The organism is Virgibacillus profundi (assembly GCF_002287375.1).
Classification (GTDB): Bacteria; Bacillota; Bacilli; order Bacillales; family Amphibacillaceae; genus Virgibacillus_K; species Virgibacillus_K profundi.
On the sequence record NZ_NPOA01000002.1, the window covers coordinates 1 to 16,427 of the forward strand.

Annotated in this window: 15 protein-coding genes and 3 pseudogenes; 10 read left to right on the forward strand and 8 right to left on the reverse strand. The window is 37.9% G+C overall.

Annotation, left to right across the window (positions count from 1 at the left end):
- Positions 1-232: 232 nt before the first annotated feature.
- Positions 233-1,186, forward strand: a complete 954-nt coding sequence (locus tag CIL05_RS03140) for a hydroxyacid dehydrogenase (RefSeq protein WP_095654067.1) — start codon at positions 233-235, stop codon at positions 1,184-1,186.
- Between the two features lie 302 nt (positions 1,187-1,488).
- Here CIL05_RS03140 and CIL05_RS03145 read toward each other — a convergent pair whose 3' ends face one another.
- The 3 genes from CIL05_RS03145 to CIL05_RS03155 all read right to left on the reverse strand — a co-directional run bounded on the left by CIL05_RS03145 (position 1,489) and on the right by CIL05_RS03155 (position 4,995).
- The gene (locus CIL05_RS03145; protein WP_095654068.1) at positions 1,489-2,715 is read right to left on the reverse strand and encodes an amidohydrolase family protein; all 1,227 of its coding nucleotides are present in this window, start codon (positions 2,713-2,715) and stop codon (positions 1,489-1,491) included.
- The gene (locus CIL05_RS03150) at positions 2,716-3,813 is read right to left on the reverse strand and encodes a hypothetical protein (protein ID WP_240510091.1); all 1,098 of its coding nucleotides are present in this window, start codon (positions 3,811-3,813) and stop codon (positions 2,716-2,718) included.
- Between the two features lie 567 nt (positions 3,814-4,380).
- Positions 4,381-4,995, reverse strand: coding sequence for a DUF3298 and DUF4163 domain-containing protein (locus CIL05_RS03155; protein ID WP_095654069.1), 615 nt, complete (start codon positions 4,993-4,995; stop codon positions 4,381-4,383).
- A gap of 189 nt (positions 4,996-5,184) precedes the next feature.
- On the opposite strand from CIL05_RS03155, the pseudogene CIL05_RS03160 reads away from it, so the two are divergent.
- Positions 5,185-5,478, forward strand: a pseudogene (locus tag CIL05_RS03160) (zinc-binding dehydrogenase); the annotation flags it as partial.
- 400 nt (positions 5,479-5,878) lie between these two features.
- Entirely contained in the window at positions 5,879-6,577 is a 699-nt protein-coding gene (locus CIL05_RS03165; protein ID WP_095654071.1) for a DUF421 domain-containing protein, read from the forward strand.
- A gap of 209 nt (positions 6,578-6,786) precedes the next feature.
- Here the strand turns inward: CIL05_RS03165 and CIL05_RS03170 are convergent, their stop codons facing one another.
- Positions 6,787-7,224 (reverse strand): Hsp20/alpha crystallin family protein, encoded by a 438-nt coding sequence (locus tag CIL05_RS03170; protein WP_240510092.1) that lies wholly within the window; start codon positions 7,222-7,224, stop codon positions 6,787-6,789.
- Between the two features lie 269 nt (positions 7,225-7,493).
- Here CIL05_RS03170 and CIL05_RS03175 point away from each other — a divergent pair, with 269 nt between their 5' ends.
- Positions 7,494-8,345, forward strand: a complete 852-nt coding sequence (locus CIL05_RS03175) for a glycerophosphodiester phosphodiesterase (RefSeq protein ID WP_095654376.1) — start codon at positions 7,494-7,496, stop codon at positions 8,343-8,345.
- A 230-nt stretch (positions 8,346-8,575) separates the two neighbouring features.
- Here CIL05_RS03175 and CIL05_RS03180 read toward each other — a convergent pair whose 3' ends face one another.
- Entirely contained in the window at positions 8,576-8,977 is a 402-nt protein-coding gene (locus CIL05_RS03180; RefSeq protein ID WP_240510093.1) for a hypothetical protein, read from the reverse strand.
- Between the two features lie 137 nt (positions 8,978-9,114).
- On the opposite strand from CIL05_RS03180, the gene CIL05_RS03185 reads away from it, so the two are divergent.
- A complete protein-coding gene (locus CIL05_RS03185) occupies positions 9,115-9,558 on the forward strand; it encodes a hypothetical protein (RefSeq protein WP_240510094.1) in 444 nt (147 codons plus the stop codon).
- A 272-nt stretch (positions 9,559-9,830) separates the two neighbouring features.
- Here the strand turns inward: CIL05_RS03185 and CIL05_RS03190 are convergent, their stop codons facing one another.
- From CIL05_RS03190 to CIL05_RS03205, 3 genes are all read right to left on the reverse strand, one after another.
- A complete protein-coding gene (locus tag CIL05_RS03190; protein WP_095654073.1) occupies positions 9,831-9,956 on the reverse strand; it encodes a YjcZ family sporulation protein in 126 nt (41 codons plus the stop codon).
- Between the two features lie 1,008 nt (positions 9,957-10,964).
- The gene (locus CIL05_RS03200; protein ID WP_095654075.1) at positions 10,965-11,579 is read right to left on the reverse strand and encodes a DUF3298 and DUF4163 domain-containing protein; all 615 of its coding nucleotides are present in this window, start codon (positions 11,577-11,579) and stop codon (positions 10,965-10,967) included.
- A gap of 449 nt (positions 11,580-12,028) precedes the next feature.
- The gene (locus CIL05_RS03205) at positions 12,029-12,508 is read right to left on the reverse strand and encodes a TetR/AcrR family transcriptional regulator (RefSeq protein ID WP_095654076.1); all 480 of its coding nucleotides are present in this window, start codon (positions 12,506-12,508) and stop codon (positions 12,029-12,031) included.
- A 278-nt stretch (positions 12,509-12,786) separates the two neighbouring features.
- Between CIL05_RS03205 and CIL05_RS03210 the strand changes: the two genes are divergently transcribed.
- The 5 genes and pseudogenes from CIL05_RS03210 to CIL05_RS03230 all read left to right on the forward strand — a co-directional run bounded on the left by CIL05_RS03210 (position 12,787) and on the right by CIL05_RS03230 (position 16,074).
- Positions 12,787-13,836, forward strand: coding sequence for a 2,3-butanediol dehydrogenase (locus CIL05_RS03210; RefSeq protein WP_095654378.1), 1,050 nt, complete (start codon positions 12,787-12,789; stop codon positions 13,834-13,836).
- Between the two features lie 498 nt (positions 13,837-14,334).
- Positions 14,335-14,541 (forward strand): annotated as a pseudogene (locus CIL05_RS03215) (flagellin N-terminal helical domain-containing protein); the annotation flags it as partial.
- A 314-nt stretch (positions 14,542-14,855) separates the two neighbouring features.
- Positions 14,856-15,347, forward strand: coding sequence for a flagellin (locus CIL05_RS03220; RefSeq protein ID WP_439144820.1), 492 nt, complete (start codon positions 14,856-14,858; stop codon positions 15,345-15,347).
- 347 nt (positions 15,348-15,694) lie between these two features.
- A pseudogene (locus CIL05_RS03225) lies at positions 15,695-15,808 on the forward strand (flagellin); the annotation flags it as partial.
- Between the two features lie 68 nt (positions 15,809-15,876).
- Positions 15,877-16,074: a hypothetical protein gene (locus CIL05_RS03230; protein ID WP_095654079.1), complete on the forward strand. Its 198-nt coding sequence runs from the start codon at positions 15,877-15,879 to the stop codon at positions 16,072-16,074.
- Positions 16,075-16,427 lie beyond the last annotated feature (353 nt).

Genomic DNA, 16,427 nt, shown 5'->3' on the forward strand with positions numbered 1-16,427 from the left:
ATATTGGGTAATATTACAGAAATCCATAGAAAATCAAACAATTAATAATTGAACTCATTTTTTTTACTCCATTTTCACTCCTCTTTATATATACGTAACAAAAACCCCTACTTTTTCACTGGTCTCGAACCGTCCCCATGTTTCTTGTAAAGTTGTCCTTGTGTCAGTATAATTAAAATAGTTAGAAAAATATATGTTCCAGCAGATCACTTTTAAAAAGGAGATGACCCAAATGAAAATTCTTGTGACGGAATTAATGTGGGAAGACGGGATGGAGGAGTTAAAAAGAAAAGGATATACGGTTGATTATGATATGGAGCTGAGCCGGAAGCGGAAGGAATTGCTTGAACTGGTGCCGGGCTATGATGCACTTATCGTCCGGAATGAAACACGGGTTGATACCGAGTTACTTGATGCAGCGAAGAATACCAGGGTTATCGGCCGTCTTGGTGTCGGGCTTGATAACATCGATCTGAATGCATGCAAAGCACGCGGCATACCTGTTATCCCCGCTAGAAATGCAAATGCGACTTCCGTTGCGGAATATGTGATGGCAGCCATGCTTGACGCTTCCCGGCCTTTGTCTGCCGCTGATGCGGATGTGCGCCGGGGAAATTGGGATCGCAAATTTTTCACAGGTTCTGAGTTGAATAATCGGACACTTGGACTTATCGGGATGGGTGAGATTGCAAACCGTGTTGCAAGAAGGGCAAATGTTTTCGGGATGAATGTGATCGGCTATGACCCATTTGTTGCTCCATTTGATCATGTGATTCAGGAAACGCATGTCCGCCCTGTTGAGACGCTTGATGAACTGCTAAGCGAGTCGGATTTCGTTTCCATTCATGTACCACTAACCAATGCGACAAGGTATTTGCTTAACCACGAAAATTTCCCGCTGATGAAGCCGCATGCCCATGTGATCAACTCAGCCAGGGGCGGTATCATCCATGAAGAGGACCTAATTGAGGCAGTTCAATTAAAACAAATCGCTGGTGCGTATCTTGATGTGCTCGAAAAGGAACCTGTTCAGAAAGATTCACTGCTTACAAAGGTTGAATCGATCCGGCTGTCCCCGCATATTGCTGGCCTGACGGTTGAAGCCCAGTCACGTACTGCAATGCTGATTGCGCGTGAAGTTGACAAGGTGCTGGGTGGCGGGGAGTCTATTTGTGCGGTAGTGTGATGAGGATGTGTGGCTGGGCGATTTCTTTGGAGCCTGAGTGAATTGTTGGAAGTTGTGAGGCTCCGGCCAGAAGACGTGCATCCCTCCGGAAAAGTTGTGCGCCCCCTGGCCAGAAGCTGTGCACCTCTGGTCAGAAGTCGTACACCCCCGGCTGGAAGACGTGCACCCCTCCGGAAAAATCGTGCGCCTCTGGCCAGAAGCTGTGCACCTCTGGTCAGAAGTCGTGCATCCCCTGCCACAAGTCGCGCACCTCCTGGCCGGAAACATAAAAGTTTGTCATGATATACATCATATTCTCCGCTTTACCCACTCAACCTATCAACAACCCTATCCCCCCGAAAATACACAACTTTAATATCCTTCACATCTGTAATCTCCAACCCCGGAACCCCAGTCGTCACTACAAAGTTCGCATCCATTCCTTGTTGCAATTTACCAAACTGATCTTCTTTTCCTAAAATAGCGGCTGGATTTGCGGTTAGCAAAGCAAGTGTCTCGTTTTCATCAAACCCATTTTCTTGTAAAAGCATCATTCCAGGATGAGCGATTTTCATGAAAACATCCGGTCCCTGTAAGGATTGTTCTTTAAACGGTAGCCAATCCACATTCGGATATGGTGGTAAATAGGCATCGGTTGCTATGGAGACATCAATTTTATTTTCAACCAATTCCAGGATGTTCTCAGGAGAATTTGGTTCCAAATGGGTCCCGCCCATCGGTGTTGCAACTATCCTTGCTCCTTGCAGATTTGCTTTTTTAATCTGTTCATCCGTGATTCCATGTGCATGATGAAGAACATCAAAACCAGCCTCCAATGTCATTTCAATCGCTTCCTCACCGGCAACGTGTAGGCCAATTTGTTTGCCGTATTGGTGGTAGATTTTTACAATGCTTTTTAATTCCTCAAGTGTATAAATGATTTCCCCAGCACATGGGACTTCTTCAGGTGTAAAGTTTGCTGGTGTAGCATTAATAAATAGGTTTTCACCTGGGTAATCATTTTGTCCAGCAATCTCTTTCACTATTCCTGGGTCAGAAAGGTCCGCTTGTCGAACTGCTTTCGATTTCGTTACCGCCGTAAAATGTACCAATTCACTAAATCCAATCGAGATACTTGTGGCAGCGAATGAAATATCAAGTGGAAGATCTTTCACGGCTTGACGATAATCAGTGATAGAAAAGTCACTATTTGGGTGACCGCACACCTGTTCGCCAAGTGCTGTGATACCTGATCTTAATGCATGTAGTAGGATTGATTTTCCTGTCAGTAGATGGGTTGTTGGTGTAACTGGATATAAGGATGACGGAGCGAATTCCAACAGGTGCGTATGACAGTCTACCAAAGAAGGTGTAATGACATAATTGGAATAATCGGTGACAGATAGGGATGGGAACTGGCTTCGTAACGTATTCCAATTCCCAACTTTAGCTATTTTACCATCTTTAATAATCATTGCTCCGTCGTAAATGGTACCTAAACTGCTTACAGTAACTATTTTTCCAGCATGAACTATATAATTGTTAGTCATTTACGTCACCAAAAACGGTGTTAAGACATATGCAAGAATGCACGCTGTTGCAATCCGGATAATCATGCCAATTAAAGCCGCAGTAATGACTTCTTTTTCGCGTAAGTCAGTTGATTCAGCCCAGATGGCTGGAATCTGACCGACAATAACATATATAGGAAGACCTGAGTTTGCTAGTACAAAGGATCCAACAATTAAACGTGGATCAATGGTAGCGGCTACATCAGCAAGTTGCGCTACAGCGAGGGTAGGTGCAACGAGAAAAGAAACGATTCCGGTGCCAGGTTCAATGCTGATTAATGTAAGGATAGAAGCCATACTTGCTTCAATTGAATCCCATATACCAGCGAATTTTAATATCCCTATTAAAATAAATACAACTGTTACAGCTGGAATTATGACTAAAAGTAGTAATTCCGTACCTTCTTTAGCAGAAGAAAAAATCGTTTTTAATAATGTTGTTTTAGGTGTGAATCGTGGTAATTCATCAAGGGTAACTTTTTTGGTATCACGATAAATTGTCTTAGATAAGATGAAAGGGACAACGATTAATGGTGCAAATATCGATAACAGAATAAGTGGAAATGCATTTATACCAAAGATTGTTAAGGCAATTAGACCAAGAACAAATGTGGCGAAAGACTGTGGTGATTGAATCATGGTAGCCACTGCTATCTTTTGTTCCGCCTTTGTTGCTTTTGCTTTTACAAGGATGGGACCTGCAATTTTCCCGGCAGCATTAATATCCCCCAGTATGTTGTATGCACTAGGAATAATGACAGATGGATTGATTTTAAACCAACGCATGATTGGGACAAAAAGACGGATTAAGCCATCCGTAAACCCGAAGCGCTCCAGAATCCGACCAACGATTACACTGACAATGACAGCAATACCAACTTCGCTTGTTAAAAAGGTGTCAACAACTACTGGTTTTACTTCTTTGATAATGGTATCAAATAGTTGTGATAAAGAATCAGGGGCAAGAAAAAGTACGGTGAGTGAAACAATAACAATCAAGACACCAATGACTTCAAACAAGTTCCATTTAGATCGGTTACGTGGAACTTGTGAACCTGGTTTTTTTTCTTTATCCATAAGCTCCCCTCCAGACATTTTATATAGAATATGACGGAAATTAAAAATGTGTGTATGCCTAGGTTTTGATTTGTGCAGGGGGAGATAAAGATGGTATTAGACCTGGATTGTTCTCCTGTTTATTAAAAAAAGTATAAGTTTTTAAAAAATGGTTAACTTCACCGGCAACGTATGGATGGTTTGAAGTCGATCCAGTGAATAAGAAAATTTATTACTGGGATATTCCCGAGGATGTATAAATTGAGAGGGAGAGACCTATTAAAGGTGGGATAGATGAGTTGAATGCATTGTACCCTATAGTGATGACGACTTAATTTCCAAGATACTATGGTGCTAGGGAACTTTGGTGAAATAGATTGTTAGAATTTTAGAGTCTGCTGGAATTAATGCATTGGGTACTAATCCAATGTTAATTCCAGCAGTTTTTTATAAAAACAGATATCCTAAATATAGTGGGTTGAGTCATTACTATTCTCATGGAATCTTGCAAGAAAAATCTAAAATACACAAGTAACAAAACTGGCATTAAAGCAAAACACAAGAAGCATGAAACTCCTCCCCATGCTCCTAAAAAGACCCTAACATCTCCCCAAGCGGTCCATCTTCATCAATAATGTCACTAATCGCATAGACACTTATTGGAAAATAGGAGATTCCAAAATAATATGGAGCCAGATCATAAAGCTGATAATAGAGTACAAGGCTTTTGTCTGCAATGTAAAAATTTTCATTGCCAGGTAAAACAATTGGCTCATTGATGACAGGAATATCTCTTTCCTTCACCTGTGATTTAATCATGTCCAGTAATACTTGCTGGTAATTGGAATCAGGCTTGAAAAGCTCATCTAATGTATAACGTTTTCCTGTAGTTACATCAAAGGTAAGTGTGTCAATGACTGTCATACCATGCGCTCCACCTGAGAATGAATAAACGTACAGCGCAAGGCTTAAAATGCCGCGTTCATTCGTTTTTATCTCAAACCAGCTCTGCATTTCTACAAGTGTTGGTTCATAAAAATTCCACTCTGTCAGCAGTTGATTTAAGTGTGCCATAATGGTTTGGTTAATATGATGTTGAATGCTTGGGTTATTCAATCCTGTCACTACTGGATAATAAACCTGGATGTTTCGCTGGTTGTCGATATAGGAGCGTGGTTGTATAATGGCAGGCTGTTGTAACATGTAAATCCCCCCTTTAGACGAATATCATTATAGGTTATGCAGAATTATGTAATGGGTGAAGGGGGAAGGGTGTTGGAGAGTTGCAGATGCAAAGTATTTTCATAGATTACCTGAGCGTATGTCCTTTCAGGAAGGGGCACTATGTAGAACCAACAGCAGTTGCTTTCCATGCAGTAAGAAAAAGTAAAAGAACTGGGTGCGACGCATACTATTAATCCAATGGAAGAGGACGCAGTAGAAAAAATTATGGCTGTAACAGGAAAAGGTGTTGAGGTAGCCTTTGAATCCGCTGGAGCACAAACTGCAGTTACAAGTGCATTGACAGCTCTTAAAAAGAAAGGCACGCTTTTAGTAGTTGCTGGATTTTCACAGGAAGTTTCTATTGATCCAAATGCAATGTTGTTTAAAGAAGCAAATATCCAATTCAGCCCTGCATATGCAAATGATTTTCCATCAGTTATCATATCAATTGCTGAGGGCTAGCTTGATGTAAAAAATGTAATTACTAAAACGTGAAAATGTGTATATTAAATACAGATAAATATTAATAGTATTTATTTTATAATTGAAGTCTAAAAGAGAAGTGTTTGCAGCATTTCTCTTTTCATATTTGGGATGTCAGCCCGCAACCAAGGTTTTATTTCGTGTAGTTAATTCAGATTGAAGGAATTACTTTGTTAAGACTTGTAACATATTTTAAAGCATCGCACCCGGGGAAATTTAGAGTGTGCTGCGGTTATGCAATGGGTTCCCCCTTGGAGTAGTCTGTAATACGGTTCAGTTGTCACTTTCCAATCAATCCTCATAAAAATCAGTTCTGGTTTATTCTACCTTTATTTGGATAGAATAAACACCTACAACCGGAAACTGAGGAAGTGACAGTGTGGATTTTTTTATTGGACAAGAAACGCTTACTGCAGTGCAGTGGATATTGAGAGCAATTGTAGCTTTTTTCTTTTTACTTTTTGCAGCTAAAATAATGGGACAACGATCTATCTCCCAATTAAGGTTGCTTGACTTTACAATGGCAATATTAATCGGAAACATCATTGCGCATCCATTATCTGATGAGCAATTAGGAATGAAAGGCTCCATGATTACGATAATAGTATTGGTTATTTTATATGTTCTAAGTCTTTTTCTAGGTTTAAAGTGGAATGGGGTAAAACGATTTCTTGAGCCGGGACCATATCCGCTTGTGAAAAACGGGGAAATTATATACAAAGGATTAACGAAGGCTAGAATATCTCTCGATCATCTGTTAACAGAATTAAGAAAAGAAAAAGTTTATGATGTTGAAAAGGTATCCTTGGCATTATGGGAACCGGGCGGATCTCTTTCTGTTTTTCTAAAATCGGAACATCAAACAGTAACTCCATCAGATTTACAAATGCTAACAAAACCATTCTCATTTCCTTTACCAATCATTAAAGAAGGAAACATTGATTTTAACGTACTGAAGCAAGCTGGAAAAGATGAAACCTGGCTTAGGGAAAGAATTGGTATAATATCTGCTGCAGATATTACTGATATCTTGTTAGCAACAATTGATGATAATGATAATTTGAAAATTTATTTATAGGGGGGTCACTTCCTGGGTTTTGTCGAATAAAAATATTAGAAAAAAATAAGGTTGTTAGTTCTCATGATTCAATGCATGGAAACTGGCAGCTTTTTATTTTGAGCAAAAAACACAGCGCCTATCAAAAAAACATGGCAGATACTATTGCTAAATAAGTTTCACAAGTCAAAGCCGGATCCATCGCCTGATGATCGTGGCTTTATTAGTAGCTATTCCTCAATATCAATATACTTCCTATTGGAATTCTTTTTCGGTATGAAAATTTTCAATATACCATCTTGAAATGAAGCGCTTGTTTCTTCTTCCGGGATTATAAATGGTACGGTTACAACCTTTTCTTTTTGTTCAAAGGATTGCCTTTTACTGTTAGAATATTTCTCATTATCCATTCCCTTCACACTAATCCGTAATCTGTTTCCAATGATTTCTATATGAATCTGATCACGTTTATATCCAGGCAATTCTGCTTTAACAATGATATCTGAATCCGTTTCCTCTACATCAACCCAAATAGATTTTAAATGGAATTGAGAATTCATCTGCTTAAATGATTCATTGAAAAAAGAATCCATTTTTTTCACAAAATCATGAAGCGGCCGCATATCAATATCAAATCCATCAGGAAATTTCCCTTTATTTTTGCTCAAAATGCTCACTCCTTCATAGTCATCTATAATGATAAAATATGCATGGAAGCGGAAAAAGTTTGGGTGCTTTCATGGACTTGTTAGAGAATACCTGCCACTTTACTAAGGAAAATCGCATTAGTTGTTGCCTGGACATACAATTACAGGGTCTTTTGAGTCGCTACTAATCTCTTGTTTTTAATTACATATCTTTCATTTACTATTAACATTCATTTAATAGACTTCCTCTATAATTATAGATAAATACGATAGAGGGAGAGATGAAGATGATGAAACGCAAATTTACTATCATGTCACTAGCAACAATTTTCTTTATGTCCATGTTTTCCGCACCTGTATTCGCAGCCGATGGTGAAAGTCAGACAATGCAGCAACAACAAAAGATGGTTAACATTGCACACCGTGGTGCTTCAGGGCATGCTCCTGAAAACACAATGTCTGCTTTTGAAAAGGCGCTTGAAATGAAAGCTGATTTTATTGAGATTGATGTACAAATGACACGAGATGGAAAATTAGTTGCTATCCATGATACAACCGTTGATCGTACAACAAATGGAACGGGATCTGTTGGGGACTACACACTTGAGGAACTTCAGCAATTGGATGCCGGAAGCTGGTTCGGTGAAGAATTTGCGGGTGAACAAATTCCAACTTTTGAGGAAATCATCGATAGATATCGTGGAAAGATAGGGATATTAATAGAATTAAAATCACCTGGATTGTATCCGGGTGTTGAAGAGAACGCTGCTGAAGCCTTAATTCAGCGTAATATGCATCAGCCTAATAACGGTAAAATTATTATCCAGTCATTTAATCATGAATCTGTTCAATTATCAAAGGGATTTCTGCCAAATATTCCCCATGGTGTCCTTGCCGGATTAACTTGGGCAGATGTTACAGATGAAGAACTGGAACAATTTGCAGCATATGCTGATTTCTTCAATCCGAATATGAATATAGTTACAGATGAGCTTGTTGATCGTACGCATACTGCTGGGATGCAGATGTACCCTTATACTGTACGAACGCAGGAGCAAGCAGATAACTTATTCGAACTTGGTGTTGATGGTATAATTACTGATTTTCCTGAGTATGTTTATGGACATCCTGTGAAAAATTGAGGACCTTAGAAAAGGTTGGTAGTCTAGTAATTGGATTTACAAGAATTCCAGTACTGTATTATTACCGCTATAAAATAGGAGGATATTAAATTGCTTGACCAATGTTATGCAAATGAGCATTGGTCAAGCAACTTATTTCATGTCATGGGAAACTGTGAAAATATAGCAATCCATTAGCCGGATTTTCCTTAACTAACCCTACCAGCCTCTCACCGGTATCCTCTGGCAAATTAATACCAAGGGTAATAAGGATAGTAAGGGTAATAATATGGAAAAAGGAATAATCTTCTAAATAAACGGAATGGGAAACGGCGCCGACGGAAACGACGAAACCTCCTTCTGCGGGGGCGACCGTATTCATCATAATCATCAAAATCAAAGTCAAATTGTCTGGCTGCCCCTTCTTCATTAGCCGGTCTCATTTGATCTGCATCAATCTCTTCAGGAATATACATGGTTACACCATCATCGTCCATACTTTCGATAATACCATTAAATTCTGATCCATCATTCATTTGTGCTACCACATGATAGTTCATATACCGCTGACAAAATGCTTTTACATCGTCATCCATAGGTTGATGTTGATGAGTTCCTGGAAATTGCTGATGCATTGGATTGTTATTATTCATTAGAACATCTCTCCTTTCTTTACATCATTAGGGTATTCACCTAGCTTGGGCTATGGGTGGGCTATGTTGTTAGGCACTAATTTGAATACGTAATCATACCTATAAGGATGAAAGTTTTTAAGAAAGGAGATGATTTCTTGTATCCGTATGATTACTACAGAGTCAACAACTGGTCGCATGTTTTAAATTTGTTACAACAGAGCTTGTATGCGGAAGAAATGGTTTGTGCTATGAGCAGTGAACTTTTCCATATACCAGAAACCGAGGATTTAGAAGGAAACATTGCAATGCATAGCCATCTAGTACCTGCTTCATATCATCGTGTAACCGCAGTGGGTTCAGCCCGGAGATTGAAAAATGGTGAAGAGCGGCAAACCGTTATAGAAACGATGGTAGCCTGTATAATAAATGCTGAAACCCAAGATATAAAAGTGCGTGAAGGATTAGATACGATGGTGGAAAATGCAAGTCCTGAATATAAATCGCTTATTAATGTAATTATCACTTGGCAAGAACAAACTGAATTGAATTTAAATCAAGCAAAAGAAGCTTTACAATCTATGGGGGTTTTGGCCGAATGAAATGATTTTTAAAACCATTAGAATCAACTTCGAAACACACTAGAACCTAACTGATACTTATAACATAAACTAAAATTATCACAACCCACTTGGCTAAAATTATCATGAATAGTCGATGAACAAAGTTTCGAGGTCAGATTAAAAAAGTATAGTGCTTATAAGAGAAGGTCTATGTAACGAAATGTCTGAAAAGGAAAAAAGAACTCTTATACAAAAAAGAGTTCTAATTACCTGGAGGCGTCAAATACGGGGATTTCTAAATAGTAACGGTTTTAGTAGCTATCTTTGACGAAAGAAACACCTACAATAATTAACAAGATAAACAGAACAACGATTAAGGCAAAATTGTTGTCTTTTTTCCTGTCGAAACCGCCTTGATAGTCATTATAATTACTCATTTAGTATACCTCCCTTCATGATAGTAAGTTATGTGGAAGTGCGTGAGGTTGTTTGTACATATATCCCAGGACATTACATAAAAAGGTTATTGTTAGTAATCATTCACCTTCTGCTTTTAGTGCTTGCAATTTTAGCTTTCTTCAATACATGAGAACAATAGCTTTACTCTTTTATAAGGCACTCGTCCATATTTAAAAAAAGAATAAAGATGATAACAAGACAAAGGAAACGATCGCAAAGAAAGGAATGAAGAATCCAGAATTCCCTGTATCAAGGTAAACTCCTCTGGGTGTAACGTCGGTTATAACGCCTCTGTGCCGTTTTCCATAATAATCTACTACCTCAACAGGCTTTCTATAACATTCACAGGCTTTATGATATAAATTTTTAGAAGACATCCTTACCCTCCTTCTATTAAAAATAGTAGTCAGAAAAGATATTCGTCATTGTTTGCATTATTTGTTTAAGCGTTGACGAATGCGATTCCAATAATAATTAACAATACAAAGATTAATGAAATACCTTTAGTGCTGTACCCACCGCGAGAAATAGCTCTTTCCTTTCTTAAGGAGCTTAATAGTAAACTATGTATGAACTATTGAATTTGACTGGGACATTGGTAAGAATAGGTGAAAGTTTAACTGAAAATTGCGTGGTCTAACTCCAGCTCCTTTAGAAGGTGTCAGCTTTTAGACTTTCCTTACGATGTCCATATTAAATGTGAGGTATACACGGTTATAGAAAAAGTAGTTATGCAGCTTATGATATAAAGTATCATGTGATACGGGTGACTAATATAGATATATGGATTGAGAGGGCAAATTGCACGCATAACAGGAGAATTGATTAGGTGAGGTTGTGAAACAAGAAACATAACAATTCTTCAAGGAAGGAAAATACAGGCACTGACGCCCGACACGTTGGAATGTTCTAAAAGCCACAAGCAATTAAAAAAACGGCATGGCGTTGAAGCAAAACACTGGAAGTATGAGAACCCCCCCATGCTCCTAAAAAGACCCTAACATCTCCCCAAGCGGTCCATCTTCATCAATAATGTCACTAATCGCATATACATTGATTGGAAAATAGGAGATTCCAAAATAATATGGAGCCAGATCATAAAGCTGATAATAGAGTACAAGGCTCTTGTCTGCAATGTAAAAATTTTCATTGCCAGGTAAAACAATTGGCTCATTGATGACAGGAATATCTCTTTCCTTCACCTGCGATTTGATCATGTCCAGTAATACTTGCTGGTAATTGGAATCGGGCTTAAACAGCTCATTTAATGTATAACATTTTCCTGTAGTTACATCAAAGGTTAGTGTATCAATGACTGTCATGCCATGCGCTCCGCCCGAGAAAGAATAAACGTACAGCGCAAGGCTTAAAATTGCACGTTCATTCGTTTTTACCTCAAACCAGCTCTGCATTTCCACAAGTGTTGGTTCATAAAAATTCCACTCTGTCAGCAGTTGATTCAGGTGTGCCATAATGGTTTGGTTAATATGCTGTTGAACATTTGGATTGTCCAGCCCTGTCACTACTGGATAATAAATCTGGATGTTTCGCTGATTGTCAATATAGGAGCGTGGTTGAATAATAGCAGGCTGTTGTAACATGTAAATCCCTCCTTTAGACAAATGTCATTATAGGTTATGCAGAATTAGTTAATGGGTGAAGGGGGAGGGATGTTGGATTTTGGGGTTGGATACCATATGTTCTTGCGAGAAGTTCTGAAGGAGATTGTACGTGAAGCAAGTGCTTTTCTTTCGGAAAAACATACTGGAAAATAAGAAAACCTCATCAACGCCGTCACAAGCAAAAGGGTGGTTCTTATAAAAAATAATAAATATGACAACCACTGTGTGAATGACAAGAATCTTGGAGGCATTTCGTTACTGGTGTAAAATGTCCATTCACTATGGTCCGATAGAGATACCTGTAGTGGGAATGAGAACGAGCTTCGTAATACTCTGGAATTAGCAATTGCCTTTAATCAAGAGGAACAAGCCTTATCGATGGAGCATTATATGACGAAATAGGTATAATCCTTTTCCGATCTTTACCACTAAATTTTCCGTAAATTAACTGTTTTTGTATTTGAGAGAATGGTTAATTGCTCCATCATATAGTCTTTAGAGTATATAAATTTGCTCTTTATCCAATAAATAATTAATCCCAGGGTTGCATTTGTTTGATAATGAATAAACATCTCATAATTAACTTCACCTAACTTTGATGTCGTTTCAATATAAATATTCTTAGTGAAAATATGATGAAAAAGTTTTTCTAAATGCTTAGCAAAATCAGAATGACTAAGAGATAGTGCATGAAATATATTCTTATTCTCTTCAATATACTTGAAAATACTTTCGGTTGTTGGCGTTAATTTATTGATAGTGATCTTACTTTTATTTTCAAATGGTTGCATTATTGCATCTTCAAATCCAGCTAAAAGTTCGTAAAGCATTTCATCTATAAAATCCTGTTTATTTGAGAAATGAGCATAAAAAGTTGCCCGATTCACATCAGCAACTTGAGTAATCATTGATACGGTAATATCGGATTCGGATTATTCCTCCATTAATTTTATATATGCATCCCTTAAGGCAATCCTTGTTTTCTTAATCCTTCTATCCATATTCGTCATCTTCATAAGCACTCCTTAATAATACTAAACAATTCTATTATAACTGTTGCTTAAGCTACATAGAAACTTTTTGTGTTTACCGTTTTTTCGAAGCGTCATGTTATGGTAGAAATGTGAACTTAGAAATAGATTTCTCAATAATGTAATTACAGGAGGGGCTATATATGACAGAAAAAATGAAAGCAGCAGTCTGGTATGGTAATAAGGATGTAAGAGTAGAAGATAGAGAGATTAAATCGGTAAAAGATAATGACGTAAAAGTAAAAGTTAGTTGGTCTGGAATTTGCGGTACTGACTTACATGAATATGAAATTGGACCGTTATTAGTCCAAGTTGATACACCGAATAAATTAACTGGTGAAAAAGCTCCACTCGTATTAGGTCATGAGTTCTCTGGAGTTGTTGAACAAACTGGTAAGAATGTAACGGAATTGAAAAAAGGCGATCGCGTTGTTGTAAACCCAGTTGTTACTTCAGGACAGCATTCACCTGAAACAGACAGATATTATGAATTCTATTCAGCTGGATTGCATACAGATGGGTCATTTGCAGAATATGTCGTTTCAAATGAAGCAAATGTTGTTCCAATACCTAATGAATTACCGCTCGATAAAGCAGCACTTGTAGAACCTTTATCAGTAGCTGCTCAAGCAGTGAAAGAAGCGGAAGTCAAAGAAGGAGATGCTGTAGCAGTCTTTGGAGCTGGTCCAATCGGATTGTTTACTATTGTAGCAGCAAAAGCAGCTGGGGCAAAAGAAATTTTTTCATTCGATTTATCTGATGAACGTCTTGCAAAAGCGAAAGAAGTTGGAGCAACAGTTACACTTAACACAAAGGATAATGATGCGGTTGCACGTATTAAGGAAAAATATCCTGAAGGCATAGATGCAAGCCTTGAAGTGGCTGGGGTGAAACCAACGTTTGATTCTGCTATTCAAGCTACGAAGCCAAAAGGGAATGTAGTTGTTGTTGCAATCCATGCCAGAGATTTTGAATTTAATCCAATTGCCTTAATGACTTCAGGAGTTAAATTATCTTCATCTCTTGGCTATGAGCATGAAACATTTAAAAAATCCATCGATATTTTAATGGATGAAACTATTAATGTTGACCCAATCATGACGAAGAAAATAAAACTGGATGATATTGTTGAAGAAGGATTTCATTCTTTGTCGAGTGATTTATCTCAGGCGAAGGTTTTGGTTGAGTTGAGTGGGGATATGTAGTAGTAATGAGTGATGAGACAGGTGGTTTGCCTGTCTTGTTTTTTGTTTGAATAGGGGAGTGTTGCGTGGTTAATAATTTAGAGGCAAAGGTAATAGGCACTATACATTTAATTCTCCATCCGGAAAGTCAACAGTTAAACCTACTCTTAGATATACACCTGATTTGATTGAATAATTTTAAAAGTTCTCCAGTGAAACACCCCAAATTACTTCTTTTCAATTACGACACTTCTGTAACTGTTAAAGTAAATAGTTTGAGCTTAATATAAGGTAATTTAATTCATCACAAAATAGTACTAAAAAATCTTTTCAAAAAGACTTAAACATTTTTTAATTCTGCCGATATAAAGAATACATCATCATGATGAATAAATGTTATGGCCAAACATTAGTAAGACCAAGTTTTTGTAATAACTCCGAATAAAAGTTGTTACACATGCGGGACATAAGGATGTGACTCGCATAAAATAAAATACACTTACATGGAGGTAAGGAAAAATGATTATTAATCACAATATTGCGGCGCTAAATACGCATCGCCAACTATCAAATAACACTGGTGCAGTACAAAACTCATTGGAGAAACTTTCTTCAGGACTTGGAATCAACAAAGCTGGGGATGATGCTGCAGGTCTAGCGATTTCTGAAAAAATGCGTGGGCAAATTCGTGGTTTGGAACAAGCATCTACAAATGCTCAAGACGGTAGACTAGAAATGCCGCTCTAAGTAGTAATACTTAGATGAAAACTCCGTGAATTCGGTGGAACCCCAAACCAAACATGCAGTTGTGGATGGTGGGCAATACCGAGCCAAGCCTAGTGAACTGTAAGGGAAATTGTAGCTAGGAAGGTGTAACGATCAGGTAGTGAGGAAGCAGACCAATAAACTACCCACGAGCGCGGGGCATCCTAAAGGGATGAAGATATGATCTGAACTTTATGGAAACATAAAGAAGTAATGGATTAAATGCCATTGCGATAACAAATTTGATTTCTCTAATCCAAACTGCAGAAGGCGCTTTGAGCGAAACACATGCTATTTTACAAAGACAAAGAGAATTAGTAGTACAAGCTGGTAACGAAGGAACACTTGGTGCTGATGAATTAGCTGCTATAAACGATGAAATTGGAGAATTAAATAAGGAATTAACGGCAATTGCAGACCGAACAGAATTTAACGGTAAAAAGTTACTAGATGGTAATTTTGATGCTCAATTCCAAATTGGTGCAAATGAAGGACAGAATTTGGAACTTCAAATCGAAACTGAAGCAGGTACTGGTTTCAGCGCTGACGATTTAGGTGTAAGTGGAATCACAGCCACTGGGGAATCTTTTGATGCTGATGTGAAATTAGTCGATGATGCTATTAAAACTGTATCTGCTGCTCGTTCACATCTTGGTGCCAATCAAAACCGTCTTGATCATACAATTAACAACCTAGACAATGCCCAAGAAAACCTAACTGCTGCAGAATCTCGTATTAGGGACGTTGATTATTCCGAAGCTGCTTAAAGCAGAATGAGGTACAGTCGTCCTAACTGGTAACGGTTAGCGATAACGACCGGGTGAATTGCTGGAAAACCCTTAGAGCTTGTCTTACTACAACGCAACTGGAAACAGTAAACGTGAAGGTTTGAAAAAAGACAAGATTGGGCAATCAGCAGCCGAGCTCCTGTGAGGAAACTCTGGAGAAGGTTCAACGACTAGAATAAACCACCTAATGCAAAAGCAATGGTGATGAGATTCGTAGGTGAATGATAGAGCCGCTAAATCTATCAGAATCCGAAGTTCCCGGCCCCTACTAGTAACTAGAGGGTGAAGATATAGTCTAGTCATTTATGAAAGTAAATGTTCGCACGATGGCGAAAGAAATGATGGAATTCACTAAGAACAATATCCTTTCACAAGCGGCACAAGCAATGTTAGCTCAAGCAAATCAACAACCGCAGGGAGTATTACAACTATTACGTTAAAAGTGAAATAAATTGAGACTCTAGTCGTAAAGATTAGAGTCTTTTTTAAAGTAAAAGGAGTGTGTGGTATGAATAATAAGTATGCTATGGAATTTAAACAGAAAATTGACAGAGTTGAAGGATTAACAGCTTCTAATGTTTATCTTCTAGAAATTGAGTCTGGTAAAGGTAGAAATAGAGTTATAAATAGAATTGACCTAGGTGTTGCATTTACCGAAGAAGAAGCTAATAAAAAAGTTGATGATTATTTACAAAGCAAAAAGTAGTAGCTGATTCTCATTGAAATCACAACAAGTTGGATAATCAGTAGCCAAGTGCTTGTCATGAAAGATGGCGAATGTCCTGAAAATAGAATGTACTGTCTACAACTTCATATCAACTATGGCAATAAGATTCGTAGGGTCATGATAATATAATTCGAACTGCTAGCCTCTATTAGAATAAATAAGGTGGATACTTAGTCTTTTCTATTATCGAAAGAAATAGCAGCAAAGCAAGTTAACCAACAACTACAGAGGGTATTGCAGTTACTTGGTTAATTTGTAGAAGCAATACAATTTAAAAATCCTCTCTGACTTCAGAGAGGATTTTTAAATCAATAATTTTATTTAACTCATTT

What these genes read in the sequence shown, in the direction of transcription:
- CIL05_RS03205 (WP_095654076.1), bottom strand. Translation starts at nt 12,508, where the DNA reads ATGATTACTCAAGTTGCTGATGTGAATCGGGCAACTTTTTATGCTCAT.
- CIL05_RS03180 (WP_240510093.1), bottom strand. Translation starts at nt 8,977, where the DNA reads ATGAATAATAACAATCCAATGCATCAGCAATTTCCAGGAACTCATCAA.
- CIL05_RS03230 (WP_095654079.1), top strand. Translation starts at nt 15,877, where the DNA reads ATGAATAATAAGTATGCTATGGAATTTAAACAGAAAATTGACAGAGTT.
- CIL05_RS03150 (WP_240510091.1), bottom strand. Translation starts at nt 3,813, where the DNA reads ATGGATAAAGAAAAAAAACCAGGTTCACAAGTTCCACGTAACCGATCT.
- CIL05_RS03155 (WP_095654069.1), bottom strand. Translation starts at nt 4,995, where the DNA reads ATGTTACAACAGCCTGCCATTATACAACCACGCTCCTATATCGACAAC.
- CIL05_RS03210 (WP_095654378.1), top strand. Translation starts at nt 12,787, where the DNA reads ATGAAAGCAGCAGTCTGGTATGGTAATAAGGATGTAAGAGTAGAAGAT.
- CIL05_RS03140 (WP_095654067.1), top strand. Translation starts at nt 233, where the DNA reads ATGAAAATTCTTGTGACGGAATTAATGTGGGAAGACGGGATGGAGGAG.
- CIL05_RS03190 (WP_095654073.1), bottom strand. Translation starts at nt 9,956, where the DNA reads ATGAGTAATTATAATGACTATCAAGGCGGTTTCGACAGGAAAAAAGAC.
- CIL05_RS03200 (WP_095654075.1), bottom strand. Translation starts at nt 11,579, where the DNA reads ATGTTACAACAGCCTGCTATTATTCAACCACGCTCCTATATTGACAAT.
- CIL05_RS03175 (WP_095654376.1), top strand. Translation starts at nt 7,494, where the DNA reads ATGAAACGCAAATTTACTATCATGTCACTAGCAACAATTTTCTTTATG.
- CIL05_RS03145 (WP_095654068.1), bottom strand. Translation starts at nt 2,715, where the DNA reads ATGACTAACAATTATATAGTTCATGCTGGAAAAATAGTTACTGTAAGC.